General features: G+C 70.4%; 27 protein-coding genes. 16 read left to right on the forward strand and 11 right to left on the reverse strand.

The annotated features are described in order from the left end of the window. The first annotated feature begins 288 nt into the window (after positions 1–288). Both lhgO and FB384_RS07135 read left to right on the forward strand, forming a co-directional pair. Positions 289–1,497, forward strand: coding sequence for an L-2-hydroxyglutarate oxidase (lhgO, locus tag FB384_RS07130; RefSeq protein WP_183780525.1), 1,209 nt, complete (start codon positions 289–291; stop codon positions 1,495–1,497). A 133-nt stretch (positions 1,498–1,630) separates the two neighbouring features. Further along, entirely contained in the window at positions 1,631–2,377 is a 747-nt protein-coding gene (locus FB384_RS07135) for a maleate cis-trans isomerase family protein (protein ID WP_183785103.1), read from the forward strand. On the opposite strand, the gene serS is transcribed toward FB384_RS07135, so the two are convergent. Then, positions 2,339–3,607 (reverse strand): serine--tRNA ligase, encoded by a 1,269-nt coding sequence (gene serS / locus FB384_RS07140; RefSeq protein ID WP_183780528.1) that lies wholly within the window; start codon positions 3,605–3,607, stop codon positions 2,339–2,341. The two genes, FB384_RS07135 and serS, sit on opposite strands and share 39 nt — an antisense overlap. A 98-nt stretch (positions 3,608–3,705) precedes the next feature. Between serS and FB384_RS07145 the strand changes: the two genes are divergently transcribed. Together FB384_RS07145 and FB384_RS07150 are read left to right on the forward strand one after the other, a co-directional pair. After that, positions 3,706–4,131, forward strand: coding sequence for an SRPBCC domain-containing protein (locus FB384_RS07145; RefSeq protein ID WP_183780530.1), 426 nt, complete (start codon positions 3,706–3,708; stop codon positions 4,129–4,131). Beyond that, entirely contained in the window at positions 4,128–4,448 is a 321-nt protein-coding gene (locus FB384_RS07150) for an ArsR/SmtB family transcription factor (RefSeq protein ID WP_183780532.1), read from the forward strand. Before FB384_RS07145 ends, FB384_RS07150 begins: the two co-directional genes overlap by 4 nt. A 343-nt stretch (positions 4,449–4,791) precedes the next feature. On the opposite strand, the gene FB384_RS07155 is transcribed toward FB384_RS07150, so the two are convergent. The 4 genes from FB384_RS07155 to FB384_RS07170 form a co-directional block, all read right to left on the reverse strand. Further along, on the reverse strand, positions 4,792–5,697 hold the full coding sequence (locus FB384_RS07155) for a haloalkane dehalogenase (protein WP_183780534.1): 906 nt from the start codon (positions 5,695–5,697) through the stop codon (positions 4,792–4,794). Between the two features lie 115 nt (positions 5,698–5,812). Continuing rightward, entirely contained in the window at positions 5,813–6,259 is a 447-nt protein-coding gene (locus tag FB384_RS07160; protein ID WP_183780535.1) for a DUF350 domain-containing protein, read from the reverse strand. Between the two features lie 233 nt (positions 6,260–6,492). Beyond that, on the reverse strand, positions 6,493–7,656 hold the full coding sequence (locus FB384_RS07165; protein WP_183780537.1) for a glutathionylspermidine synthase family protein: 1,164 nt from the start codon (positions 7,654–7,656) through the stop codon (positions 6,493–6,495). A 3-nt stretch (positions 7,657–7,659) separates the two neighbouring features. After that, on the reverse strand, positions 7,660–8,193 hold the full coding sequence (locus tag FB384_RS07170) for a hypothetical protein (RefSeq protein ID WP_183785105.1): 534 nt from the start codon (positions 8,191–8,193) through the stop codon (positions 7,660–7,662). 477 nt (positions 8,194–8,670) lie between these two features. Between FB384_RS07170 and FB384_RS07175 the strand changes: the two genes are divergently transcribed. The 3 genes from FB384_RS07175 to FB384_RS07185 all read left to right on the forward strand — a co-directional run bounded on the left by FB384_RS07175 (position 8,671) and on the right by FB384_RS07185 (position 11,636). Continuing rightward, positions 8,671–9,882, forward strand: a complete 1,212-nt coding sequence (locus FB384_RS07175) for a septum formation family protein (RefSeq protein WP_183780539.1) — start codon at positions 8,671–8,673, stop codon at positions 9,880–9,882. 17 nt (positions 9,883–9,899) lie between these two features. Beyond that, the gene (locus FB384_RS07180) at positions 9,900–10,238 is read left to right on the forward strand and encodes a metallopeptidase family protein (protein ID WP_221213050.1); all 339 of its coding nucleotides are present in this window, start codon (positions 9,900–9,902) and stop codon (positions 10,236–10,238) included. 135 nt (positions 10,239–10,373) lie between these two features. Next, the gene (locus FB384_RS07185) at positions 10,374–11,636 is read left to right on the forward strand and encodes an MFS transporter (protein WP_183780544.1); all 1,263 of its coding nucleotides are present in this window, start codon (positions 10,374–10,376) and stop codon (positions 11,634–11,636) included. A gap of 64 nt (positions 11,637–11,700) precedes the next feature. On the opposite strand, the gene FB384_RS07190 is transcribed toward FB384_RS07185, so the two are convergent. The 3 genes from FB384_RS07190 to pheA all read right to left on the reverse strand — a co-directional run bounded on the left by FB384_RS07190 (position 11,701) and on the right by pheA (position 14,343). After that, on the reverse strand, positions 11,701–12,414 hold the full coding sequence (locus tag FB384_RS07190; RefSeq protein WP_183780547.1) for a DUF4232 domain-containing protein: 714 nt from the start codon (positions 12,412–12,414) through the stop codon (positions 11,701–11,703). Positions 12,415–12,817: 403 nt separating this feature from the next. Then, a complete protein-coding gene (locus tag FB384_RS07195) occupies positions 12,818–13,435 on the reverse strand; it encodes a histidine phosphatase family protein (RefSeq protein ID WP_183780550.1) in 618 nt (205 codons plus the stop codon). Then, positions 13,432–14,343 carry a prephenate dehydratase gene (pheA, locus tag FB384_RS07200; RefSeq protein ID WP_183780553.1) on the reverse strand — a complete coding sequence of 304 codons (912 nt, stop codon included), beginning with the start codon at positions 14,341–14,343 and terminating at the stop codon, positions 13,432–13,434. The genes FB384_RS07195 and pheA overlap by 4 nt, the downstream gene beginning before the upstream one ends. A gap of 81 nt (positions 14,344–14,424) precedes the next feature. On the opposite strand from pheA, the gene FB384_RS07205 reads away from it, so the two are divergent. From FB384_RS07205 to FB384_RS27080, 7 genes are all read left to right on the forward strand, one after another. Continuing rightward, on the forward strand, positions 14,425–15,099 hold the full coding sequence (locus FB384_RS07205) for a macro domain-containing protein (protein WP_183780556.1): 675 nt from the start codon (positions 14,425–14,427) through the stop codon (positions 15,097–15,099). A gap of 195 nt (positions 15,100–15,294) precedes the next feature. Next, the gene (locus FB384_RS07210; RefSeq protein WP_183780559.1) at positions 15,295–16,032 is read left to right on the forward strand and encodes a hypothetical protein; all 738 of its coding nucleotides are present in this window, start codon (positions 15,295–15,297) and stop codon (positions 16,030–16,032) included. Between the two features lie 88 nt (positions 16,033–16,120). Then, positions 16,121–16,690: a hypothetical protein gene (locus tag FB384_RS07215; protein ID WP_183780562.1), complete on the forward strand. Its 570-nt coding sequence runs from the start codon at positions 16,121–16,123 to the stop codon at positions 16,688–16,690. A 62-nt stretch (positions 16,691–16,752) separates the two neighbouring features. Next, positions 16,753–17,103 (forward strand): ArsR/SmtB family transcription factor, encoded by a 351-nt coding sequence (locus FB384_RS07220; RefSeq protein ID WP_183780564.1) that lies wholly within the window; start codon positions 16,753–16,755, stop codon positions 17,101–17,103. A 37-nt stretch (positions 17,104–17,140) separates the two neighbouring features. Further along, entirely contained in the window at positions 17,141–17,542 is a 402-nt protein-coding gene (locus FB384_RS07225; RefSeq protein ID WP_183780567.1) for a VOC family protein, read from the forward strand. Between the two features lie 152 nt (positions 17,543–17,694). After that, complete coding sequence (coaA, locus tag FB384_RS07230) at positions 17,695–18,627, forward strand: type I pantothenate kinase (protein ID WP_183780570.1); 933 nt, start codon at positions 17,695–17,697, stop codon at positions 18,625–18,627. Positions 18,628–19,064: 437 nt separating this feature from the next. After that, positions 19,065–19,190, forward strand: a complete 126-nt coding sequence (locus FB384_RS27080) for a hypothetical protein (RefSeq protein ID WP_258936475.1) — start codon at positions 19,065–19,067, stop codon at positions 19,188–19,190. 9 nt (positions 19,191–19,199) lie between these two features. Here FB384_RS27080 and FB384_RS07235 read toward each other — a convergent pair whose 3' ends face one another. Together FB384_RS07235 and FB384_RS07240 are read right to left on the reverse strand one after the other, a co-directional pair. After that, positions 19,200–20,309 carry a hypothetical protein gene (locus FB384_RS07235; protein ID WP_183780573.1) on the reverse strand — a complete coding sequence of 370 codons (1,110 nt, stop codon included), beginning with the start codon at positions 20,307–20,309 and terminating at the stop codon, positions 19,200–19,202. A 31-nt stretch (positions 20,310–20,340) separates the two neighbouring features. Continuing rightward, positions 20,341–22,482, reverse strand: coding sequence for an SMC family protein (locus tag FB384_RS07240; protein ID WP_183780576.1), 2,142 nt, complete (start codon positions 22,480–22,482; stop codon positions 20,341–20,343). 232 nt (positions 22,483–22,714) lie between these two features. Between FB384_RS07240 and FB384_RS07245 the strand changes: the two genes are divergently transcribed. Continuing rightward, a complete protein-coding gene (locus FB384_RS07245; RefSeq protein ID WP_183780579.1) occupies positions 22,715–22,852 on the forward strand; it encodes a hypothetical protein in 138 nt (45 codons plus the stop codon). Between the two features lie 12 nt (positions 22,853–22,864). On the opposite strand, the gene FB384_RS07250 is transcribed toward FB384_RS07245, so the two are convergent. Continuing rightward, positions 22,865–23,587 (reverse strand): DUF427 domain-containing protein, encoded by a 723-nt coding sequence (locus tag FB384_RS07250; RefSeq protein ID WP_183780581.1) that lies wholly within the window; start codon positions 23,585–23,587, stop codon positions 22,865–22,867. A gap of 159 nt (positions 23,588–23,746) precedes the next feature. Here FB384_RS07250 and FB384_RS07255 point away from each other — a divergent pair, with 159 nt between their 5' ends. After that, positions 23,747–24,400 carry a response regulator gene (locus FB384_RS07255; protein ID WP_183780583.1) on the forward strand — a complete coding sequence of 218 codons (654 nt, stop codon included), beginning with the start codon at positions 23,747–23,749 and terminating at the stop codon, positions 24,398–24,400. Positions 24,401–24,423 lie beyond the last annotated feature (23 nt).

Consider the following 24,423-nt stretch of genomic DNA (forward strand, 5'->3'; position numbering starts at 1 on the left):
CGGCTCGAGACTCTCGAGCATCGAGAACGTTTCTTCGACCAGGTCCTCGAACGGTTCCGGTAGTCGGTGCCGTGCCCGTATTCGATCAATGCGATGGGCTCGTGCACCAGTGGGCGCAGGCACCCGTGTGCCGCCGCTCACGGCGCCGGTGGTGATGTTGCTGCTCACGCTGGCTCTGGCCGTTGCGGGCACGGCGGCGTTCGCCAGGCGTGATCTCGCCACCGCGTGAGGAACCCGACTCCGAGCGGACACGTGATCGCCGCACGAGAGGCGTTACCGTCGTCGGCCATGCGACGGGTTGTGGTGATCGGCGGCGGCATTCTCGGACTCGCCGTTGCGCGCGAGCTGACCGGACGCGGCGACGAGGTGACCCTGATCGAGAAGGAACACCGCTGGGCCGCACATCAGACGGGCAACAACTCGAACGTCGTCCACGCGGGTCTGTACTACAAGCCGGGCTCGCACAAGGCGCGAATGTCGGTGGCCGGCAACCGGTCGATCCTCGCGTTCGCCCGCGAACACGGGGTCCCCGCCGAGGTTTGCGGAAAGCTCGTCGTCGCCACCCAGCCGTCCGAACGCGCGCCGCTGCACGTACTCGCCGAACGGGCGGAGGCCAACGGCGTCCCCGCCCGGCTGATCGGCCCTGCGGAGGCACGCGAGTACGAACCCGAGGTGGCGTGCGTCGAGGCGCTGCGGGTCGAGACAACCGGCATCATCGACTTCCCCGCCGTGTGCGAAACGCTCGCACGGCTGTCGACGGCCGCAGGTGCCGACCTGCGACTCGGCACGCGCGCGGTGGCGATCCGGCCGCGCACGGGCGGAGGTGTCGACATCGCGACCGAGACGGCGACCGACGGCGCCGAAGTGACCGACACGCTCCGCGCGGACGTGCTCGTCAACTGCGCGGGCCTGCACGCCGACCGGGTCGCCGAGCTCTCCGGAGTGCACCCGCGGGCTCGGATCGTCCCGTTCCGCGGCGAGTACTACGAGCTGAGCCCGGGCGCGCGGCACCTCGTGCGCGGGTTGATCTACCCGGTGCCGGATCCGTCGCTGCCGTTCCTCGGCGTGCACCTCACGCGGATGCTCGACGGAAGTGTCCACGCCGGACCCAACGCGGTGCTGGCGCTGCGCCGCGAGGGCTACCGGTGGCGGGACGTCTCACCGCGCGACGTCGCCGACGTGGCGCGGTTCGCGGGTGCGTGGCGACTGGCCCGGCGGTACGCGTTCCCGGTGGGATTCGACGAGGTGCGGCGATCACTGTCCCGGAAACGGTTCGCACGGAGCCTGGCGGGGCTCGTGCCCGCGGTCGGGCCTGACGACATCACCCGCCACGGCGCGGGTGTGCGCGCACAGGCGGTGCTGCCGGACGGCTCGCTCGCCGACGACTTCCTCATCGACCGCGCACCCGGTCAGGTGCACGTGCTCAACGCCCCGTCCCCTGCGGCCACGAGCGCCCTCGAAATCGCCCGTCACGTCGCCGACGCCACCCCGGACTGAACCTGCGCCGGACTCCGGCGCCGCGGTTCCCGGCCGGTTCGCCGAGAGCCGAAAACTCGCGGGAAAGTTTTCTGCGTTTTAACGCACCCGCAGCCTGTGCGGCCCTACCGTGAAATCTGTGTCCGAAGACTGCATGATCCGGCCGGTCGAGCCCGCAACCACGGGCATCGGCCTCGTGGCGCCGTTCGACTTCGCCCTCGACCGCGAGCTGTGGCGTTGGCTGCCCGCCCACGTCGACCTGTACGCCACGCGCCTGCCCCACCTGCCGGATCCGGTGTCGGTGGAGCTGGCGACCGCGCTCAGCGATCCTCGCGGCGTCCGCAACGCCACCCGCGACATCCTCGCGCCGGAACCGAGTTCCGTGGCCTACTCGTGCAGTTCGGGAAGCTTCATCGACGGTGCCGCAGGCGAGGCCGCGATCGTCGCCGCGATGTTCGACGCCGGTGCGCCCGCCGCCGTCACGACGTCGGGCGCCATGGTCGCGGCGCTCACGGAGCTCGGCGCCCGCCGCGTCGCGCTGGTCACGCCGTACGTCGACGCCATCACCGACAAGCTCGTCGACTTCCTCGCCGCGTTCGGCATCGCCACGACCGCCCGGTACGACCTCGGCCTCAGCGGCGGGATCTGGAAGACGTCGTACGCCGACGTCCGAACTGCAGTGTCCGCTGTCGACACCAGCGGAGCGGACGCGGTGTTCATCGCGTGCACCAACGTGCCGACCTACGACCTCATCGCTCCGCTCGAGGCGCAGCTCGAAGTGCCCGTACTCACGGCCAACCAGGTGACGATGTGGGCGGCCATGCGCGACGCCGGGATCACCGGCGTCGACGCCCCCGGCTCCCTATTCGCCGACCGGGGAGAGGACCTCACGGCCGCCTAGGAACGGGCGCATCGCCTCCGGCACGCGCACGGAACCGTCGGCGAGCTGGTGGTTCTCCAGGATCGCCACGAGCCACCGAGTCGTTGCGAGCGTGCCGTTGAGCGTGGCCACGGTCTGCGGCTTGCCGCCTGCGTCGCGGTAGCGCACGCCGAGCCTGCGGGCCTGGAACGTCGTGCAGTTCGACGTCGACGTCAGTTCCCGGTACGTCTCCTGCGTCGGAACCCACGCCTCGCAGTCGTACTTGCGCGCCGCGCTCGTGCCGAGGTCGCCGGCCGCGGTGTCGATCACGCGGTACGGCACCTCGATCTTGGCGAGCATGTCCTCCTCGAACGCCAACAGCTTCTCGTGCTCGGACTCGGCGTCCTCGGGTTTGCAGTAGACGAACATCTCGATCTTGTCGAACTGGTGCACGCGGAGGATGCCGCGCGTGTCCTTGCCGTACGACCCTGCCTCGCGGCGGAAACACGTGGACCAGCCCGCGTACCGCTTCGCGCCCGCGCCGAGGTCGATGATCTCGTCGGCGTGGTACCCGGCCAGCGGCACCTCCGACGTGCCGACGAGATACAGGTCGTCGGCACCGAGGTTGTAGACCTCGTCCGCGTGGGCGCCGAGGAACCCGGTGCCGCCCATGATCTCCGGGCGCACGAGAACCGGCGGCACCATGAGCTCGAAGCCGGTCGCGCCTGCCTGCGCGGCGGCCATGTTCAGCAGCGCGAGCTGCAGCTGGGCGCCGACCCCGGTCAGGAAGTAGAAGCGGGCGCCCGAGACCTTGGCACCCCGCTCCATGTCGATCGCGCCGAGACGCTCGCCGAGGTCGAGGTGATCGCGCGGGGTGAAGTCGAACTCGCGCGGGGTGCCGACCTGCTTGAGCACCTCGAAGTCGTCCTCGCCACCCGCGGGGACGCCGTCGATGATCAGGTTCGGCACCGTGCGGTGGAGCTGCTCGAACTCGTCACTCGCGCGGGACTGCTCGACTTCGGCCTCCTTGACCTGCGCGGCGAGCTCCTTACCCTTCGCCAGCAGCGCCTCCCGTTCGTCACCGGAGGCCTTGCCGATCTGCTTGCCGAGCGCCTTGTGTTCGGCGCGCAGCTGGTCGGCGGTCGCGATCGCGGACCTGCGTTCGGCGTCCAGGGACAGCAGCCGGTCGACGACGCCCTGGTCCTCGCCGCGGGCTCGCTGCGAGGCGCGTACCTGGTCCGGGTCTTCGCGCAGAATCCTGAGGTCGATCACACAGGGATCCTAACCGCCACCGACCTGCAACTGACTGGTTGCGCCAACGCACAGTTCGTGCAACTCTGAAGTTGCACGAACCGACGGAAGGAAAGCCCATGGACACGGACCGGATCGAACGAGAGATCCTGATCGACGCCCCGCCCGAGCGGGTGTGGGCCGAGCTCATCGAATTCTTCTGGGTCAACGCCCGCGGCGGCGCACTGACCGTCGTGCCGGGCGCGAGGCTGGTCACCCGCGACGAACACGACCACGAGTACCCGATCGTCATCGAGCGCGCCGATCCCCACAGCGTGCTCTCGTACCGCTGGGCCAGCGCCTATCCCGGTCGTGAACCCGGGGCGGGAAACTCCACGCTCGTCGAGTTCACGCTCACCGAGGAAGCGGGCCGCACCCGGCTGCAGGTCATCGAAAGCGGCTTCGCCACCCTGCCGGAGCAGGACGGACGGCAGGCGTTCCAGGACAACACCGGAGGCTGGGATTGGGTTCTCGACCGACTGACGACGGCGACGACGGCGGCGTGACGGACCCCGGGACAGACGCGGTACTGGGTGCGCTCGCCGACCCCACGCGGCGCGCACTGCTCGACGCGCTCGCCGCTCACGGGCAGGCGAGCGCGTCGGTGCTGGCCGCGGACCTGCCCGTCTCGCGGCAGGCGATCGTCAAACACCTCGGGGTGCTGAGCGAGGCCGGCCTCGTCGAACCCGAACGCAGCGGCCGCGAGGTGCGCTACACCGTCCGTTCGGAGTCACTCGCCGCCACGGCGAGTTGGATGTCCGCACTGGCCGACCGGTGGGATCGCCGACTGCGGACGATCAAGCGCGCGGCCGAACAGCAGTGACGCGACAGCCCACGCGCGGGCCGGACCACGCGGTCGGCGGCAGGTTCGCCGAGGCGGCGCCCCACACGAGACAGCCGTCTCGCGCCGGTGCCGTCGAGGCGTGGTCACCGGGTGACGCGTGGGGGCAACCCGGCCCTGCAACGCAGGGCACGGGCGCCGTCGGCGAGGGTCCGGGGCAGGGAGACGGGCGGGAGCAACACGGGCGCCGGAACGCAGAACACGCGGTGCCGAGTGCAGAACACGCGGTGCCGAGTGCAGAACACGCGGTGCCGAGCGCAGAACACGCGGTGCCGAGCGCAGAACACGCGGTGCCGAGTGCAGGACACGCGGTGTCGAGCGCGGACTATAGGGAGCGGACGAACGTCGCGATCTCGCTCGCGAGCGCCGGTCCGCCGTCCTCCTGGAGGAAGTGACCCGCGTCGGTGATCGTCGGGTGGTTGCGGTTCTCCGCACCCGGGAGGCGCTCGAGCACGGGGCGCATGCCCGCGGTGATCGGGTCACTGTCGGAGAACGCCACGAGCATCGGGATCGACAGCTTGCCGAGCGCGGCGCGCGCCGCCCGGTTCGCCTCCGTGGCCGGGTCGTCCGGCGTGGTCGGCACGAGCGACGGCATCGCCCGCGGACCGGCCTTGTACATCTCGTTCGGGAACGGCGCGTCGTAGGCGGCCCGCTCCGGTTCGGTCAGCTTCGTGACACAGCCGGACTGCACGAAGCGGCCGATGTCGAGCACCTGCGCCTTCTCGACGGCGTCGTGGAACGACCACCAGACGTCGGGCATGCCCTCGTCACCGGTCGGCAGTCCCGTGTTGGCCGCCACCACGCCCGCGAACCGCTCCGGGTGCTCGGCGACGAGGCGCAGGCCGATCAACCCGCCCCAGTCCTGGCCGACGATCGTGACGTCGCGCAGGTCGAGCGCGTCGAACGCGAACGCGCGCATCCACTCGACGTGCGCGGCGTAGGTGTGGTCGGCGACGTCGGCGGGCTTGTCCGAACGACCGAAGCCGACGAGGTCGGGTGCGATCGCACGCAGCCCTGCGTCGGCGAGCACCGGCAACATCTTCCGGTACAGGTACGACCAGCTCGGCTCGCCGTGCAGCAGCAGCACGACCGGGCCGTCGGCGGGACCCGCCTCGACGTACCCGATGCGGACGATGCCGGTCTCCGGGCTGTCGATCTCGGCGTAACGCTCGGGGAAGTCGAAGCCGGGGAGGTTCTCGAAACGATCATCTGGGGTCCGCAATAGCCGCACGCCGCCACCGTAGCGCGTCAGGTGCACCTGACAAGCCCGCGAAACGATCACGCGACGGTCCGGTCACGAGACTGCATCCGCGGCGCCGGTGGCGGCGTCCGGCGCGGCGGGACCGCTACGAGATGGCGACGGCCACCACGAGGCCGAGCGCCAGGTGAGCGGCCGCGACGACGAGGCTCGCGGGGGCGAACCGCTCGCTCTCGATGGTCGACCGGACGTCGATGCGGGTCGCGAACTCGAGCACGCGCACCGCGGCGACCTGCACGACGATTCCGACGAACCCGAACACCAGCGACATGATCAGTCCCTCGGCGAGGTCGCCGGTGGAGGCCCAGATGGCGACGACGACGATGAATGCCATCGACAGCAGCCCCGAGGCGGTGACGATCACGGCGTTCGGCAGGCCGCGGCGCACCAGCTCCGACAGTTTGCCGGGCGTGGTGAAGTCGATCGCGTAGAAGCCGATGAACATCAGCAGCAGGCCGACGATCGCGTACAGGGCGATCGCCCCGATGCCCCAGGCGATGTTCCCGAAGAAGCCTTCGGACAGTGCGACGTTCACGTGGAACTCTCCCTTGCTCAGTTTTCGAAAGCGGTGGCGTCCGGCCGGTGCCGGGGGCCGGCGGTCGCCGGCCGGGCGCGGTCATCCACCGGACACGGAGTCGGTCGAACACGGTGCCAGCCGGCTCCGCGTGCAATCGGACGCGGTATCGGCTGCGGGTACATTTCGGACGCGGTGCCAGCCGGTGCCCGGCGCCGGTCCGCGGTCATCGGTCTGCGGTCATCGGTCTGCGGTCATTCCGGGATGCGGTGCGGGACGAACGCGGCACCGTCGTCGGTGACGAGGCCCGCGGTCTCACGGATGCCGAGTCCCGCCGCGTTGTCGCCGACGATCCAGGCGCCCATCGCAGGGCGGAAACCGTCGAACTCGGGCAGCGGGTCGAACGCCTGGAACGTGTAGCCCTCGGCGCCGTAGACGCCCGCGGTCTCGGTCTCGTAGCCGGGCGCGACGATCTGCACGTTCGCACCCTCCCTGCCGAGCTTGGGCTTGCGCACGTACTCGGTGAGCAGACCGGGCTGGTCGTTGAACGCGGGCAGCAGGTTCGGATGCCCCGGATAGTTCTCCCAGAGGATGCCGAGCAGCGCCTTGTTGGACAGCAGGGTCTTCCACAGCGGTTCGACCCACAGTGTCTGCGGCAATGATTCGGCGGCGTACCTGCCGAACTCCTCCTCGACGATCCATTCCCACGGGTAGTTCTTCACGACCGTGCCTATGGGCGCCTCCTCGAGGTCGACGAATCGCTTCAGCAGCGGATCCCAGCCGATCTCCTCGATGGCGAGCGCGACCGTGTCGAGACCGGCCTCGGCGGCGGTCTCCTGCAGGTACGTCGTGGTGATGTGGTCCTCACCGCTGGTGTCGGCGCTCGACCACGTGAAGTGCACTTCCTTCGACGGCAGCAGCCCGCCGACGTGCTGCCAGCGTTCGATGAGCTGTTCGTGCAGCGAGTTCCACTGGTCGGCGTCGGGGAAGACCTCGGTCTTCCAGTGCCACTGCAGAATCGCCGCCTCGAGCAGCGAACTCGGCGTGTCGGCGTTGTACTCCAGCAGTTTGGCGGGGCCGCGGCCGTCGTAGCGCAGGTCGAACCGGCCGTACAGGTGCGGATCCTGCCGCTTCCACGACTCGGCGATGTACGGCCACAGCCATTCGGGCAACCCGAACTCGCGGTACCGCTCGGTGGTCACCACGTGGTCGACGGCGTCGAGGCACATCGAGTGGAGCAGCTCGACGTCGGCCTCGAGCGCGAGCACCTCCTCCATGGGGATGACGTAGTGCACCGACTCGTCCCAGTAGGGCCGGGCCTTGCCGTCGCCGTAGCGGGCCGGGGTGCCGAACACGAGCCCCTGCTGCTCGACGGTCTGCTGCCAGTTCGGGCGGGGTGCTGAGGTGGATCGCCGCACGGATCAGGCTCCGCTCTTGCCGAAGCTGCCGCCGCTGACGCCGAAGCCGCCCCGCTGGATGGACTTGCCCGACTTGGTGGAGATGTTCGCCCCGGACGGCTTGTTGTACGAACCGCCCTGCACCTGAGTGCCCGGCGTGCCGCTGCCGCCGTAGTTGTAGCGGTACTGCTGCATGCCGCCGCCGGGCATCGGCAGGAACATGAACCCGCCGCTGACGTATCCGCCGTGGCTGTTGACGTAGTCCTCGTCGCAGTAGTCGTCGTTCGCGACGACCGTGCCTTCGGCGTCGGTGCACACCGCGGTGACGTCGTCCGGTTTGACGAGGTACCACCCCGCGACCAGACCGACCAGGCCCAGCCCGACGCCGCTGCCGATGAGCAGCTTGCGCCGGCTGTCCGACTTCTGCTCGGCCGCGAGCCGCGCCTGCTCGGCCTGTGCGGCCCGCTCCCGCTCGGCGACGGCCGCCTGCTGGCGAGCACGCTGCTCGGCGAGCGTGGGCTCCCGCGGCGCCGCGGTCGACGGATCCTGGAACCGCATCCGACCCGGCTGTGACTGTCCCGGCTGTGACGCCCCGTGCTGTTCGGGCCCGCCCTGCTGTCCCGGCTGCTGCTGTCCGCCCTGCTGCTCCGGACCGCCGGGCATTCCCCCCGGCGGCTGCTGCCCGTAGGACTGCCCGCCCTGTGGTGGCCCCGGCGGCCGACCCTGCCACGGGTCCTGCGGCCCCCCAGCCGTGTTGTTGTCGTCGCTCATGCTCGAAGGCTCCACATGTCGGCACCTGTTCTCGTCTGCCGGTTCCCGTCCGCCGGCCCCGTACCGGGGTCTCTCCCCAGGGCCGGCCACCGGAGTCCGGTCATCGGCCTCGCTCGCGCACCCTGCGTTCGCTCCCCCGGCTCGCCGGTCCAGGTCGTTCGACCACTCGGCTCGTCCGCCGACCGGGCCATCACCCGTCCGAGGTCGGCCCCAACCCTAGCGACCCGCGGGCAACAGCTGTCACGAGCAGGCATCATGGAATGGATGTCCGAAGAGCCCCGCCGGTTCCATCCGGAAAAGCCCGCGCGCACGAAAACGGCGCGCCGTACCCGTGTCCTGGTCGCGGGCGTGTTCGTGGGCGCCATTGCGGCGATGTCCCTGTCGTGGCTGCTGGGGTGGGGCTTCGAGACGCCGGAGGAGCGCACGCAGGAGCGCTCCGAAGTGGCCGCGAAGGCCCGCTACCAGGCGTTCAGTTCGCCCGCGGGCACCTGTCTGACCTGGCAGGCCGCCGACGCGGGCGACATCCGCAAGGTCGGCTGCGACGAGCCGCACCTGTTCGAGGTCATCGGTTCGATCGACATCTCCGACCAGTACCCGCGCGATGCGAAACAGCCCGACGCCGACACCTGGCGCACGCTCACCGAACAGCGCTGCGGCCAGAAGGCGCGCGAGTACCTGGACGGGCAACTGGACCCGGAGGGCAAACTCAGCCTCGGCGTGCTGCAACCCGACGAGCGCCGGTGGGACTCCGGCGACCGCCGGATGCACTGCGGCCTCCAGCGCACCGCACCGGGCGGATCGCTGCAGACCCTCGACGCGCCCGCCGCCGAGCTCGACCAGTCGGACGTGTGGGACAAGGGCACCTGCCTCGGCATCGAGGACAAGTCGCCGAGCGACCCCGTCGACTGCGCCGAGCAGCACTCCTACGAGATGGTCGCGGTCGTCGACCTGGGCGAGGAGTTCGACTCGTTCCCGTCGCAGGAAGACCAGAACAAGTTCCTCGACAAGCGGTGCAACAAGCTCGTCGGCGACTACTCCGGCGACGCAGACCTGCGCAAACAGGGCCTGATCACCGCGTGGGACACCCGCACGAAGGAGAGCTGGCAGGCCGGCTCGACCCGGGTGAACTGCAAGGTCGGGGCGCTGCTGGACGACGAGAGCGGGCTCGCTCCGATCCGCGGCAGCGTCGCGAAAGACGCCGCGTCGAAGCCGAGCGCCTCGGCGGGTGCCGATGACAAGACGTCGCAGGGCTCGGACCAGAACTCCGGCGGCAACGGCAACGGCAACGGCCGGGGCTCCGGCAACGACGGCAACGGTGGCAACGGTGGCAACGGCTCCGACGGCTCCGACGGCTCCGGCGACGGCGGGGGCAACACGGGCTCCGGTCTAGAATCCGGCGGTGACCTCGACGGCGAGCTCGACGGTGACGTGGGCGACGTCGGCGGGGACGTCAGCGGCGAGCGGAACGGGGGCTGACCGGCGTGGCCGTAGACATGCCGCTGCAGCGCTTCGAGGAGCTCGTCGCGTCGGCGCTCGACCAGGTTCCCGAACAGTTCGCGAGTGCGATGGACAACGTCGTCGTCCTCGTCGAGGAACACAACGAGTCCGAGCCCGACATCCTCGGGCTGTATCACGGGGTCGCGCTCCCCGACCGCGGCCACGATTACGGCGGGGTGCTGCCCGACCGCATCTCGATCTACCGCGGGCCGATCCTGAGTATCTGCGACACCGAGGAGGACGTCGTCGAAGAAGTGCTGGTCACCGTCGTGCACGAGATAGCCCACCACTTCGGCATCGATGACGCCAAGCTGCACGAACTCGGCTGGGGCTGACCCGAGGCCGCCCGTCCGGACACCGACGGCGCATGCGGCACGCACCCTGCGAAAGTCGCGTTTCCGACTGAGACATTCGCCCGAAAGGGTAGGATTACTAGCGGCTACCGGCCGAGCACGTTCTGCTCTAACACGATGGCGCAAGATCCGACCACAACAGTGACTTCCCCCGCCCCCGCCCGCCGCGGACTATCCCTGCTGCTGGGCGCCAATCTCGCCGCAAACCTCGGCGACGGTATCGCCAAGGTCGCCTTCCCGCTCCTCGCCGCAACCGTCACGCGCGACCCGGTGTTGATCGCCGGGTTGTCGGCCGCCCAGTTCCTGCCGTGGCTGCTGCTCGCGGTCCTGGCCGGCGCGATGCTGGACCGGGTCGACCGGCGCAAGGCCATCGTGCTGGCCAACACCGGGAGGGCTGTGGCGATCGCCGGCATGACCGTGCTGGTGCTGACCGACTCGGCGTCGATCTGGCTCGTCTATCTCGGCGCGCTCGTCGTGGGCGTGGCCGAGGTCGTGGCCGACAGCGCGGCCAACGTGCTGATCCCATCGGTGGTTGATCAGAGGGGACTGTCCGGCGCCAACAGCAAGCTGCAGGCCACCGAGATCGTCGGGCAGACCTTCGCGGGCGGCCCACTGGGCAGTCTCACGTTCGCGGTGTTCGCGGCGTTCCCGTTCCTGCTGACGTCGGCGTCGTTCGCCATCGGTGCCGCCTTGCTGCTGGCGCTGGCCGGCAGTTTCCGGCCGCAGCGGTCGTCGGGGGCCGGCGGCGAGGACCGGCCCGCGGCCACCCTGCGCTCCGACCTCGCCGATGGCATGCGCTGGCTGATCGCCAACCCGATCATGTGGCGGCTCGTCGTCGCGGCGGGCGGGCTGGCGCTGACGTCGGAGCTCGCGCAGGCCCAGCTCGTGCTGTACGCGCTCGAGGACCTCTCGCTCACCGAAGCCGCGTTCGGCGTGTTCGGCCTCGTCGGCGGCCTCGGCGGCCTGGCGGGCGCGGCGGTCGCCTCACGACTGATCGACCGGTTCCGCGGGCGTTACGTGCTCGCCGGTTCGATGGCCACGGCCGGGGCCGCGTTCGTGGCGATGGGCTTCTCGGCCCAACCTGTGGTGAGCGCGGTGCTGTTCGGCGTGTTCGCCGGTGCCGTGGTCGTCGCCAACGTGCTGCTGGCCACCACGCGCCACCGCCTCGTGCCGGCCGACCTGCTGGGCCGGGTGCTCGGTGTGTGGCGGACCGTGGTGTGGGGCATGTTGCCCGTCGGTGCCCTGCTGGGTGGTCTGCTGACGACCGTCCTGGGGTCGACGAGCGCCACGTTCGCGTTCTCCGGCGCCTGCCAGATCGCGCTCGGCGTCGTCACGGTCGTCGCGGTGCTGATGCTGGGCCGACGCCCCGGCACGGTCTGAGCCGCGGCCGGTACCGGTGGGGACCCCAGCGTGACGAGATCCCCACACGGTCGGTCCTGCGCGATCAGCGGCCGGGTTTGACGGTCGCGACGGTGAGCTGCTGGCCGCCGGGGAACTCGGCGCACCCGGTGCCGGGAGCCTTGACGAACATCGAGTTCGTCTCGTGCGGCGGGTACACGCGCAGACCGCGAACCGGGGTCGGCTTGCACTCGGCCGGGTCGTAGTTGCGGACCTGCACGAATCCGACGTCCGCGTGCGCGGTGGCGCCCGGCTGCAGCGTCACCGGCGCACCTTTGCCGCCCGTGCGGTACGCGGCCGTGCCGACCTGGTGCCCGTCGTCGCCCGCGACGTACGAGACCCCGGGATAGCCGTGGATCACGCACGCGGAGTCGGAGACGTTGGTGAAGCGCAGCGGGCGGTAGTGGGTGCCCGCGGTGCCCTCGCCGCGGCCGAGGGACAGCTCGAGGTCCGCCGCGAGGCACGTGTCTCCGGATCCGGCCCGCTCACGCGTGGGCACGGCCTGCTTGGGTGCGTCCTGTTGCGGCGCGGAGCCGTCACCGGCGTCGGCGTCAGCCGTTGCGGTGGGCTTGTCGGCGGTGGCTGCCGGGGAATCACCGGATCCGGTTCCCTCGGATGCGGTCGACGAGGCCTCCTGCTGGCCCACTCCCTGCGAATCGGAACCGTCCGCCGGGCCACCACAGCCGGCGAGAACGAGCGCCAGAATCGCCGCACCCGCGACGATCGACCTATGCGAAGCGGTTTCACGAATCTTGTTCATCACGCGCCTCCCTTGCCGGAATGTCGGCTACCCGGAAGACGTTTCACGCACTCTTCGGTTGCGCAGAACTTTCCCGCCCGCGGTCAAGGCGGGATAACAATTCACGGCATGCTCGAAACGCCTGCGCACGGAGCCCGCCGGGCCCACAACCGTGATCGGCCGACATCATCGGCGCAACATCACGCTGACAACATCATGGGACCGTTCTGGTGAACCGCCCGAATGTGTTCGGCAACACTTTCCTCACGCCGGCATCGACGGTTTCCCGTTCGACACCACCCATTCGCGTCACGGAAACACGGCAGCAGTACGCGCTCGGCACCGCCGCGCCGACACCGTGACAACAGCGACGACACGGTGACAACGATGACGACACGGTGAAGACACGACGGGAAGCGGTCGATCAGTTCCCGACGCTGATACCCGCCCATTCGGAGCAGTGCCAGCCGCCATTCGCGTCCGCGTCGAGTCGCACCAGCGCGGTGTTGGGCAACAGGCCGTTGTCGGCGATCTCCGAGGTCACGTTCCCGGCCAGCCATTCCGCGCCGAACCGGATCGCACCGCCGTGGCTCACCACGACGACGGCCTCGCCGGAGCCGTAGTGCCGGTCGCGCAGCCCGTCGATCGCCTCGACGTACCGCTTCCGCACATCGTGGCCGGTTTCGCCACCGGGCAGCGGCACGTCCAGCCGCCCGTCCAGCCACTGGCCGACGATCTTCCCGTACAGCTCGAGGGCCTCCTGGTCGCCGCGTCCCTCGAGATCGCCGACGCTGACCTCCTGCACGCCGGGCAACAACGTCACCTCCATCGAGCGCGCATCGGCCAACGGGCCGGCCGTCTGCCGGGCACGCGTGGCGTAGGAGGCGTACACCGCCGCGATCGGCTCGCCACCCAGCCGCTCCGCCAGGTCCCGGGCCTGTTGCCTGCCCAGTTCGGTCAACGGCGGCCCCGGCAACGCCGTGTCGAGGATCTTGCGGACGTTCGCCTCACTCTGTGCGTGCCGCACCAGATACAGCCTCACGCGAGCTCTCCCTTCCGGACGGCCTCCACCCAGGCGTCGGCCGCGGCGAAGTCATCGTTACCCGCACCGGGTTCGAGAGTGGCCGCCACGCCGTCGGCGCGCGGGTGCGAGCCGAGGAACCGCACCTCGGTCGAGCGCCTGCGCAGCGCGGCGAGCGCGTCGGCGATACGCGGCTCGGCGATGTGGCCTTCGAAGTCGAAGAAGAACCGGTACGTGCCGTAGTCGCCCTTGACCGGCCTCGCGTCGAGGCGGGTGAGGTTGATGCCGCGCATCGCCAGCTCAGTGAGCAGCCCGGCGAGCGACCCCGTGCGGTTGGCCGCGGCCACGACGATCGACGTCCGGTCGGCGCCGGTCGGCTCGGGCAGCTGTCCCGGCCTGCGCAGCAGCAGGAACCGGGTGCGCGCATCGGCGAGGTCGGCGACGTCAGTGGCCAGCACGCGCAACGGGTAGTGCTCCGCGGCGACCGGCGCGACTACGGCGGCGTCGTACTCGCCTTCCAGCACTCCCACCGCGGCGCCGGCCGTCGACGAGGCGACGAGCTGTTCGGCCTTCGGCAGATGCTCGGCCAGCCAGCCGCGGACCTGCGCGAGCGCGTGCGGATGGCTGGCGACGGTGCGGGGCGGGTCGGGTGCGTCGGAGCGGGTGAGGACGCTGAACCGGATCGGCAACAGCGCCTCGGCGACCGCGACGAGCGGGTCACCGTCGACGGCGCTGTCGAGCGTCGCGGTGACCGGGCCTTCGACGGAATTCTCGACCGGCACGCACGCGCCCTCGGCCACTCCGCTGCGAACGGCGTCGAAAGCTGCTGGGATTGTCTCCACCGGAAACAGCTGATCACCGCCGGCGAGATTCCGCGCCGCCTGCTCGGTGAAAGTACCTTCCGGACCGAAGAACGCTATGCGTACCACAACCGACAAGGTTACCGATCGCGAAAATGTTCACTCCCACAGCCCGTTACACAACTCGCGAGTATTTGCGATCCTGGACGGGTGACCGCCGAATCAGGCACCCATATAACGCGGAATGGTGTGGCTGACGTGACCGGTGCAGACCGCCGTCCGGCCGCACCGGAGGTCGTGCTGTGCGCAGTCGACGAGCCGCTCGCCCTGGCGTGGGAATCGGCGGCCGGCAAGGTGTCCGGGCCGGTGAGCGTCCACCACGGCTCGGTGCTGGACGTCGGCGCGCATGCCGTAGTGAGCCCGGCCAATTCGTACGGCTGGATGCGCGGCGGCATCGACGCGATGTACGCCAAGGCGTTTCCCGGCATCGAGCAGCGCGTACGCAGCGCGGTGCTCGCCTACCACGGCGGGGAACTGCCCGTCGGTGAAGCGCTCGCCGTACCGACCGGGGAACCGACTCCGGCGTGGCTGATCAGCGCGCCGACGATGCGCGAACCCGGTGAGCAGTTGCCGCCGGACACCGTGCATCCGTACCTCGCGGCGAAGGCGGTGTTCATGCTGTGGGCCGAGGGAACGGCCGACCCCGCAGAGGGTTCCGACGGAACGGACGGCGCGAACGGCGCGGTCGCCGGTGGAGCGGTGCCGCTGCGCGAGGCGGTCACGACGATCGCGCTGCCCGGACTCGGCACCGGCGTCGGCGGCGTCGCACCGGAAACCTGTGCCCACCAGGTCGCCGCCGCGTGGGACGAGGTGTTCGGGAGCTGACCCGGCGGCCCCGACCGCGATGACGGGCCCCGGGGGCCGGACGTCCGACAACCCGGTCCCGATACCGGGCGACGGTAGGGTCAGGCCGTGCCCGTCCCCTTCTCCGTCCGGCCCGAATGGCAGGCCGAGCACGAACGTCGATGAACGAGAGCGAGCACGACCCTCACCGCCGCCGTGATGGTGTCGCAGGCGGTCGTGGTCGCGACAACGATCGTCGTACTGGTGCTGTCGCAGTGGTGGACGGTCGGAATCTCGGCGTTCGTGGTGGCGCCGATCACGGCGTACCTGCTGTGGTTCGTGCTGTCCGAACACTCTCGAACGCATACGACGCACTGGGTTTCCCGGGTTGCAGGGCTCGGCGCGGTGCAGCTGTGCGGAGTCGCCTTCGCCGCCGTGATCGCGACCTTCCAGCGTAACGCCTGGGCATGGCCGTTCGTCGGGCTCGCCGCCCTCGCGATCGGCGCCGCTGTCGTCGCCACCGGTCACGCGCACCGCACCCTGTACGGCGAGCCGGCCGGCCGAGCGACGCCACGGCCGACCACACCTGCGGGTCCCGACCCGGCCACGCTCGCGGCCACCGCACCGGGCCTGCTGATCGAGCATCGAATGAAGTCGCACGGCACGCTCGGGGACTGCCGGGTGTCGATGGACGGCCACGCGCTGCGCTGGCGGTTGCGGTTGTCCCGCAGCATGATCAAGGTGACCATGGGCTCAGGGCAGATCCCGCTCACCCACATCACGGGAGTTCGCATCGCCCAGGTCGAGAAGGGTGCCGGAACGCGGCTGAACAACTTCCCCGTGCTGCCAGGGCCGGTTGTGGCCGTGGCGACGCCGCAGGGCGAGGCGTGCTTCGCGGCGGTGGATCCGCAGCTGCTGGCCGCGCAGCTCCAGAGCCGCTTGCACGCCCTGGGGCTGCCAGTGTGGCCGCGCTGACCCTGCGTGCGGCACGACGCGAGGACCGGTCCGGGGGCGGCTCCGCTGATCGGGTCCCGGCACCCGGGGCGGCGGTAGGGTTCCGATCGTGTCCATGACCATCTGGATCTGGGTGCTCGTCGGGCTGGGATCGGTCGCGGTCGTCCTTGCCGTGCTCATGACTCGGCCTTCCCGCACGTCCCGTGCCGGCTCCTACCCGGCACCCCAGACCGGATCCGGCCAGCCCCCACCCGTGGGCCAGCCCCTCGGAACCGGTCAGCCCGCCGCGGCCGGCCCCGATCCGATCGGTGTCGCAGCGGCCGCCCCCGCCATGCCGCTCGAACATCGGATGAAGCCGTACGACGCGCTTCGGGACTGCCGCGTCTGGTTCGACGACCGTGCGCTGCGGTGGTCACTGCGCGCGTCCTCCCGGATGATTCACATCACGATGGGCACCGGGGAGATCCCCCTCTCACAGATCACGGGGATCCGCCTCGTCGACATCCAGCAGGGCGCCCAGCCGCAGCTGAACCCGAACATCCAGGTGCCGCCCGGACCCGCCGTCGCCGTCGCGACGCCGCAGGGCGAGGCGTGCTTCGCGGCGGAGAACCCGCAGTTGCTGGCCGCGCAGCTCGGCGCGCGACTCCGGGCGCTCGGCGTCCCGGGGTGGACTGGCTGACCCATTCACCCGGACAGGCAAGCGATTGACACGCAAGTAGCTACTTGCCTAACGTGGTCGTCGTGGCCGACGTCTTCAAGGCACTCGCCGATCCGACCAGGAGGACGATCCTCGACGAGCTGACCGAACGCACCGGCCAGACGTTGTTCGAACTCTGCGGCCGGCTGACGACCAGGCACGGGCTCGCCTCGTCGCGGCAGGCGATCTCACAGCACCTCGACGTCCTCGAAGCCGCCGGACTGGTCGAGACCCGGCGCGAGGGCCGGTACAAGTTCCACTACCTCGACACCGGCCCGCTCGAAGAGATCACCGTGCGGTGGCTCGACCGTCCCGGCACACCACAGACCGGCACACCTCAGACCGGCGACAGCCACACCGGCACGACCCACGACATCGGTGCAGCCGGGCAATGACCGGCCGCACCCACCCGACATCGAAATGGAGCCGACCATGCGAATCAACATGACGAGCGTCTTCGTCGACGACCAGGAGAAGGCCCACCACTTCTACACCGACGTGCTGGGCTTTCGCACCAAGCACGACGTGGACATGGGAGGCGGCGCCCGCTGGCTGACGGTCGTCTCGCCGGAGAACCCGGGAGGCACGGAGCTGCTGCTCGAACCCGCCGGCCACCCCGCGGTCAAGCCCTACCGCGACGCACTGATCGCCGACGGGGTCCCGCTCGCGCAGTTCGCCGTCGACGACGTGCACGCCGAGTACGAACGGCTGACCGCGCTCGGCGTGGAGTTCACCCAGGCGCCCATCGAGATGGGCCCGGTCACGACCGCGGTCCTCGACGACACGTGCGGCAACCTCATCCAGATCGCCACCGAAGCCCCCGCACCCGCGTAGCGCGCGGTCAGCGGCGCCCCCGAGGTCGCAACGGACACCACCGGTGAGGTGCACAACGTCACAGTCCGTTTTCGGACGCCACGTCTTACCGTAAGAACTGCGTTACGAAAGTCGCGGGAACGCCGGCCCACCGACGGGCGAGGAGTGAGCGAATGCCACGGGTCCGTGAGCTGAGCCCCTATGTTGAATTGCAGCGTGACCAGTGGCGGGAGCTCAGACGCTCCACGCCGCTCCCGCTCACCGCGGACGAACTGGTCAGCCTGAGAGGCCTCGGCGAGCAGATCGACCTCACCGAGGTGGCCGAGGTGTATCTGCCGCTGTCCCGGCTGATCAACCTGCAGGTGGCCGCTCGGCAACGGCTGTACGAAGCCACGACGACGTTCCTCGGCGAGGACACCCGTCCCTCCAAGGCCCCGTTCGTGATCGGCGTCGCGGGCAGCGTCGCGGTCGGCAAGTCGACCACCGCGCGCATCCTGCGCACCCTGCTGGCCCGCTGGCCCGACCACCCGCGCGTCGACCTCGTCACGACCGACGGGTTCCTGTACCCGCGCGACGAACTGATGCGCCGCGGGATCATGCACCGCAAGGGCTTTCCCGAGAGTTACGACCGGCGTGCGCTGCTGCGGTTCGTCACCGACGTCAAGTCCGGTGCCGCCGAAGTGCACGCGCCCGTCTACTCGCACCTCGCCTACGACATCCTTCCCGGCGAGCAGCAGACGGTGCAGAGCCCGGACATCCTCATCATCGAGGGGCTGAACGTGCTGCAGCCCGGTCCGAGCCTGACCGTGTCGGACCTGTTCGACTTCTCGCTCTACGTCGACGCCCACACCGGTGACATCGAACGCTGGTACATCGAGCGGTTCCTCAAGCTGCGGCACACCGCGTTCGCCGACCCGAGTTCGCACTTCCACCACTTCGCGGGCCTGTCCGACGAGGACGCCCGCTTCGAGGCGCAGCACCTGTGGAAGACGATCAACGAGCCGAACCTGGTGGACAACATCCGTCCCACGCGCCCGCGCGCGACGCTCGTGCTCCGTAAGGACAGCGACCACTCCATCAACCGCGTGCGCCTGCGCAAGCTCTGACGATCCCCTTCCGGGGACGACGAACGGTGACCCTCGGTGAGGGCACGCGGGTGCCATGTCCGCCCGCGGCCGACGACCGGCGGTGATCCTGCCTGCGACAGCGGCGGGACGGCCGGGTGCGGGTGGTTCACCGGCATGGCTCCACCGTGCGACGGCCTCGGTGCCGAGGGTCGTCGGCGCTCCTCCGAAGGTCGCATCCTGGCTGCGGGTTTCGTCGTTCCCGCGGCGGAACGGCGCATGCCCGGCTACCGTCACGAGTCTGTTCACCCACACGCCGCCCAGGGGTTTCGACGACCGCGGAGCGCGACGCTCTCTCGTGCTTTCGGTCGATCGAAGGGCGCGTGGTTTAGCCGGTTGGCCGATGGCTGAAGGTCCAGTCCAGGCCCGACCCTGGTGAACGGAACACGAACTCCTACGAGGGGGAAAGGACGGTAGCCATGCTGGCGACCATCGTGACGTGGATCGGTGCGATTCTCGGCATCATCGTGCTGCTTGCGATGGCGTGCGGCGCCTTCGTACTCGACGCCGACGAGTCCCGCCGCGCGCAGAAGACCGCGCCCTGAGCGAACCGGTCAGGACCGCCGGGACCGCCGCTGTGACGGCGCTGTCGGCAACGCGATGCGGGCGGCGCGGATCTCGTCCAGCAACCGGGTCTTGCGGCGATGACGTTCGACGAGACCGGCGAGGTAATCGGCGAACTCGGCGGACGTGCCCGCGTCGCGGTGCAGAGTCCGCAGCCGGCGCAGCGCCACCGCGGCACGTGCGTAGTTCTCGGCCGGACTACGGGCATCCCTGCCGTCGATGAGCGAGTCGACGTGCCTGCGGTACACGTCGATGACGACGCCGGCCGGAGCGGCGGGCGTCACGGGCTCGGCGTGCGAACAGGACCCGGTCTGTGGGGCGAGCAGGTTCCGCGTCAATGTCCACGCGTCGTCGTCGCGGCCCGCGGCGAGCAGATCACCGATCCGGGAAGGATCGCTGCTGCGGGCGCGCGCGGCGTGCGCGAGAGCTTCGGAGTGTCTGCCCGCGGCCCGCAACACCCGTACGATCTTCAGGCTGACCTCGATGTTCGGGAGACGTTTCTCCCAGGTGGCGACCAGTCCGCCGACCTCGCCGGTCAGCGCTGCGAGCTCCTGCGCGAGCCGCTCCGCGACCGGATCCGGGTCTTCCACTGTGGACTCCGCGAGTCGGGAATCGACAGTGGCACGAATGTGCGCCAGGCCGTACTCACCGAGCGAATCCGCGAAATCGTGCAGGGAGACGACACGGGGCGGATCACCGAACGACATGCCGAGGATCCAGTCCGCGAGATCGATCGCCTCTGGCGGATGCGCCGCACACGCGCGGGCGTACAACGCGAGCGCCCGCTCCAACGACGCCTCGTGCGCAGCTGTCCCGCGCGCCCCGACCCCCGGTGCTCCGGCCTCGAGTGCTCCGGCCTCGAGTGCTCCGGCCTCGAGTGCTCCGGCCTCGAGTGCTCCGGCCTCGAGTGCGCCGGCCTCGGCTGAGGGCGCCTCGAGCGCGCCCGGTTCGTCCGCAACGGGCTCCGAAGGGGTCCGAGCGGAGGCGGCGGGCACGGCCGACGCGGTGAGCCGATCGACGGCCAGCCGCGCGAGCCGGGCGACATCCGCCCTGGTGCCCGCGTCCAGCATCCGCTCGAGGGTGTCGAGTACCGCGGTCACCTGCGCAGGTTCACCGGGTCGACGCACCGGATCATGGTGTCACGACCGCAGGGTCGGTGGTAGCTCTCGGTGCCGGCACCCCGGTGTCACCGACGGCACGCAGCTCCGCACCGGCGGCATGGACCCGGCCGAGCGGAGTTCCCGGAGCGGCCGACGCGAGCGCGGCGGCGTCGGCCAACAGGTACAGGGTGCCGCGGGCACGACTGGTCGCGGAGGCGAAGGCGCGGGTGCGCGCGTGCCAGTCGTCGGAGACGAGGTCGACGAGCACGACCTCGAACTCCTCGCCGTGCATCGTTCGGGCCGTGCCGATGGCCAGGTCGTATCGCTGGCCCGCGGCTTCGAGCCAGCGGGCCGCAGCCGTCCGATGTGGAGCGATGACCGCCGAGCCACGAGGCAGCGAGGAGATGATCCCCGCGTGCCGCACCGATTCGCCCGCGGTGTCGAGGACCACGACACGGCCCTTCCGCCGCTCCGTACCGTCCGCATCGGCAGCACCGGCGAGGTCGGTGTCACGGTCGAGCAACACCCGGCGCGACGTGGTCAACACGTAGCAGCCGCCGTGCATGCGGGCGTCCTCGGCCGTGCGGATACCGCAGTGGCTGAACACCGTCCCCCCGCACCAGCGCCGCACCGCGGCCTCGTCACGCAGCTCCGGACCCAGCCACGGCTGCGGCGAGTCGGGATCCCCCGCTACGACGGCGGTGTGACGGGCGAGCCCCACGGCGGCGAGCACCTCGGACAGCGGCCTGCTGCCCGCATCGTCGACCAGTACGACGTCGAACCGCGTGCCGGCGTCGCCGTGCGGCAGCGTGTCGCACCGGTGCACCGGGCCGTCGGTTCCGACACAGGCACCCTCGCCGAGCCACCACAGCCGCTCCTCGAGCTGGCCGCGCCGGGCCGCCTGTTCCGCCGAGGCACGTGCCAGGTCGTCGTACTCGGTCTGCAGATCCGGCAGGCCGCGGCGCACGCATTCGGCATGGAAACGGATGTCCTGCTCCGACGGCTTCGTGGACCGGAGCTGCGCGATCTTCGCGTGCAGCTTCTGCACGCGGGTGTAGGCCTCCGACTCGTCACGCGCGGCCTCGTCCAGCCAGTGGTGCGCATCCGACAGTGCGGTGTCCAACGCCGACGCGCGCTCGGCCGTGATCGCTTCCTCGCTGCACGCCGTGATGCGCTGCCGCAGCGAATCACGTTCCCGTTCCGCGCGGTACAGCGCCTTGCGGTCGCGGTTCTTGCCCCGGTACGGGCGCCGTTCGACCCGCAGGTGCAGCCGGGCCAACTCCGCATCGACGTCGGCCAGTCGCGCCGTGAGTGCCCGCAGCTCGGTCAGCTTGCGCCTGCCCTCGGCGGCGTCGGTCCAGTCGGCGCGGGCGCGGCGCAGTTCCTGCCTGGCCTGCGCGAGATCCGCGGCCGCGACGTCGTAGTCCCGTTGCGCCGCGGTGAGCTGCTCCTCGAACTCGTCGGCACGGAGCTGGTCGTCGATCCGGCGCCGCACCGCGTCGTAGGCGGCCCGGTCGAATCCGCGCAGCAACTCGCGCAGCTCCGGCAACCGCGATTCGGCCGCGGAGAGGTCGGCGAGTTGTTGCTGCACGGTCAGCCGTGCCTGGTCGGGGACGCACGTGAGGACCTGTTCGGTGCGGGTCAGCAGGAGGACCCGAAACCCGTCCCGGGCGAGTTCGTCGGCCGCCTCGTTCAGCAGTGTCGTCTTGCCGCTGCCCGGTCCGCCCCGGATGAGCCGGACACCGGGCAGGAAACACGCCCGCTTGGGGTCGCCGTGGGTACGGTCGGGTCTGCCGGTGGCGAGCCGGTCCGCGAGGGGCGCGAACCCGAGGCCCTGCAGGACGCTCGCGCGGTAATCGGTGGCGGCGATCCGCGCCCACGCACGATCGCATTCGGCGGGCAGGGGGCCGGGGTCGTCGAGCCGGAGGACGCCGCGCCGCAGGCGCACCCCGACCGGTACGGCCGCGCCCTCCCGCGGCCCGGCGGCCCCGGCGAGGCGCACGTCGAGCAGCCTGCCGAGGCGCGTTGCGCGCAGGTCCACGACAAGACCGTCGCCGGAGTCACGCACCGGGCCCAGGTCGTGCCACTCGTCCTCAGTGGCCTGTTCCGTTCCCCCGGTGTGGGCGGTCTCCGTGCCGACCGCCTCGGCAGCCTCGTGCCGCCAGTTCACCATCTCGTCCCCCTTCACACCTGCCGGTATCCAACCGTCTTCGAGGCTTGACCGGAGGGAATGTCCTTCGAGGGTGTGAGAGCGCCGTGTCGAACGTCCCCGATCGTGGAGCTCCGGTAACGGAACGGGCCGGTGGCGCGACACGACCTGGTTGAGCGTCGATCGGCGCTGCCCGGCGGGTCGATCGGCACTGCCCGGCGGCGGGTCGCGCCGGGAGACATCGTGCGGCGCGAGTGTGAACCTCGCGGAAGATGACGAAAGTCAGCAGTTCTCGGTCATCGGCAACAGCGACCACACCGACGAGGCGGCCAAGGACGCATGCGCCGTGAGCGACGACGTCGCCAAGGCCGTGCTGAACGGACTTCCGGGGTGAACGGCGGTCTGCCTACGACCACGGGGTCTGCGGGCGCTCCTGGAGCAGGCCGTCCACGCGAACGTCGACGCGCTCGTCGGCGAAACAGATCAGCCCCGCGATGCGCTGGCTCTCGGGCAGCGGGGCGCGGTACGACCAGGCGATGTCGGTGTGCTCGCCGACGGACCAGTACTCGGCCGCACCCTTGTAGGGGCAGTGCGTGACGGTGTCGGTGCGGTTCAGGCGGTCGAGGCGCACGTGCGGTTTCGGCAGGTAGTACCGCACCGGCAGGCCGGTCTCGAACAGCAACCACGGCGAGTTCGATACGGCGACCGGTTCGCCGTCGATGTCGATGCGCACCTCGCGCGAGCTCGGGAGGATGTCGACCCGCGTGTGCGGATCGCGGGCATGGGTGTAGACCTCCTCGTCCTCCTCGAACCAGTGGTCCATCGCGTGCCAGTCCAGGCGAACGTAACCTCCGAGCACGTCACCGGGGTATTCGACGGCGGCGTCGACGGCTTCCCGACCGCCGGCGTGCACGGTCGACAGCTTCCCGTCACCGAGGTGCGACGCGCGGGTCCGTCCACTCGGGACGAGCGCATCGCCGTGGACGTCCTCCCGCGGCACGTAGTACGTCGGGTAGTACGGGTTCTCCCACACCAGCAACGGGCGGGTCGTGTCCGCCAACACGACTCCCGCGAACACGACGCGCACCCGCTTCGCGGACTGCTCCGTGCGGGGCTCCTCGGCGACCATGGTCGTGACGGTACGCGCGTTGACGAGGGGTTTCAGCGCCGAGCACCCGTATGGGCGCTGAAACCTCGGGTGGACGCTCATCGGGTGGCGGCTCAGCGGGTGACGGAGGAGGCGGCTCGCGTTGCCGCGACGCCATCGGGGAGGACGTAACCTCGAATCATGGCCATCCAGGTGCTCCTCGTCGACGATCACGAGGTCGTCCGCCGCGGACTGCGCGACCTGCTCGGCGACGAACCGGACATCACCGTCGTAGCCGAGGCCAGCACCGCGGACGAGGCACTGGCGGTCGCGCTGCACGTCGAACCGGACGTGGCGGTCGTCGACATGCGGCTCGGCGGTTCGGAGAGCGACGGGGTGGAGCTGTGCCGTCGGCTACGAGCGCTGAGCAGCCCGCCGTACTGTCTGGTACTCACCGCCTTCGAGCACGAGGAAGCCATGGTCGGCGCCATCCGCGCGGGAGCGTCGGGGTATCTGCTGAAGCAGGTCCGCGGGCAGGACGTCGTCCACGCGGTGCGTGAGGTCGGCGCGGGGCGGTCGCTGCTCGACCCGGTCACCACCGCCCGGCTGCTCGACACGATGCGCGGCGACGCCGAGGCCGATCGTCTGGCAGGGCTGTCGGAGCGCGAGCGCAGCGTCCTCGACCTCATCGGCCAGGGCCTGTCGAACCGCGAGATCGCCCAGCACCTGTTCCTCGCCGAGAAGACCGTGAAGAACTACGTGACGTCGCTGCTCGGCAAGCTCGGCATGCAACGCCGCACCCAGGCCGCCGCATGGGTCGCCCGCCACACCGCGAACCCGAACCGCACCCCCTGAGCCGCGTGTCCTGCACTCAGCAC

Source organism: Prauserella sediminis (assembly GCF_014195435.1).
GTDB classification, from domain to species: Bacteria; Actinomycetota; Actinomycetes; order Mycobacteriales; family Pseudonocardiaceae; genus Prauserella; species Prauserella salsuginis.

Bases quoted from the DNA above. Each gene is read 5' to 3' on its own strand.
- FB384_RS07255 (WP_183780583.1), top strand. From the start codon at position 23,747: ATGGCCATCCAGGTGCTCCTCGTCGACGATCACGAGGTCGTCCGCCGC.
- coaA (WP_183780570.1), top strand. From the start codon at position 17,695: ATGCCACGGGTCCGTGAGCTGAGCCCCTATGTTGAATTGCAGCGTGAC.
- FB384_RS07185 (WP_183780544.1), top strand. From the start codon at position 10,374: ATGGCGCAAGATCCGACCACAACAGTGACTTCCCCCGCCCCCGCCCGC.
- FB384_RS07250 (WP_183780581.1), bottom strand. From the start codon at position 23,587: ATGGTCGCCGAGGAGCCCCGCACGGAGCAGTCCGCGAAGCGGGTGCGC.
- FB384_RS07190 (WP_183780547.1), bottom strand. From the start codon at position 12,414: ATGAACAAGATTCGTGAAACCGCTTCGCATAGGTCGATCGTCGCGGGT.
- FB384_RS07175 (WP_183780539.1), top strand. From the start codon at position 8,671: ATGTCCGAAGAGCCCCGCCGGTTCCATCCGGAAAAGCCCGCGCGCACG.
- FB384_RS07145 (WP_183780530.1), top strand. From the start codon at position 3,706: ATGGACACGGACCGGATCGAACGAGAGATCCTGATCGACGCCCCGCCC.
- FB384_RS07225 (WP_183780567.1), top strand. From the start codon at position 17,141: ATGCGAATCAACATGACGAGCGTCTTCGTCGACGACCAGGAGAAGGCC.
- FB384_RS07170 (WP_183785105.1), bottom strand. From the start codon at position 8,193: ATGCGGTTCCAGGATCCGTCGACCGCGGCGCCGCGGGAGCCCACGCTC.
- FB384_RS07240 (WP_183780576.1), bottom strand. From the start codon at position 22,482: ATGGTGAACTGGCGGCACGAGGCTGCCGAGGCGGTCGGCACGGAGACC.
- FB384_RS27080 (WP_258936475.1), top strand. From the start codon at position 19,065: ATGCTGGCGACCATCGTGACGTGGATCGGTGCGATTCTCGGCATCATC.
- lhgO (WP_183780525.1), top strand. From the start codon at position 289: ATGCGACGGGTTGTGGTGATCGGCGGCGGCATTCTCGGACTCGCCGTT.
- FB384_RS07180 (WP_221213050.1), top strand. From the start codon at position 9,900: ATGCCGCTGCAGCGCTTCGAGGAGCTCGTCGCGTCGGCGCTCGACCAG.
- FB384_RS07135 (WP_183785103.1), top strand. From the start codon at position 1,631: ATGATCCGGCCGGTCGAGCCCGCAACCACGGGCATCGGCCTCGTGGCG.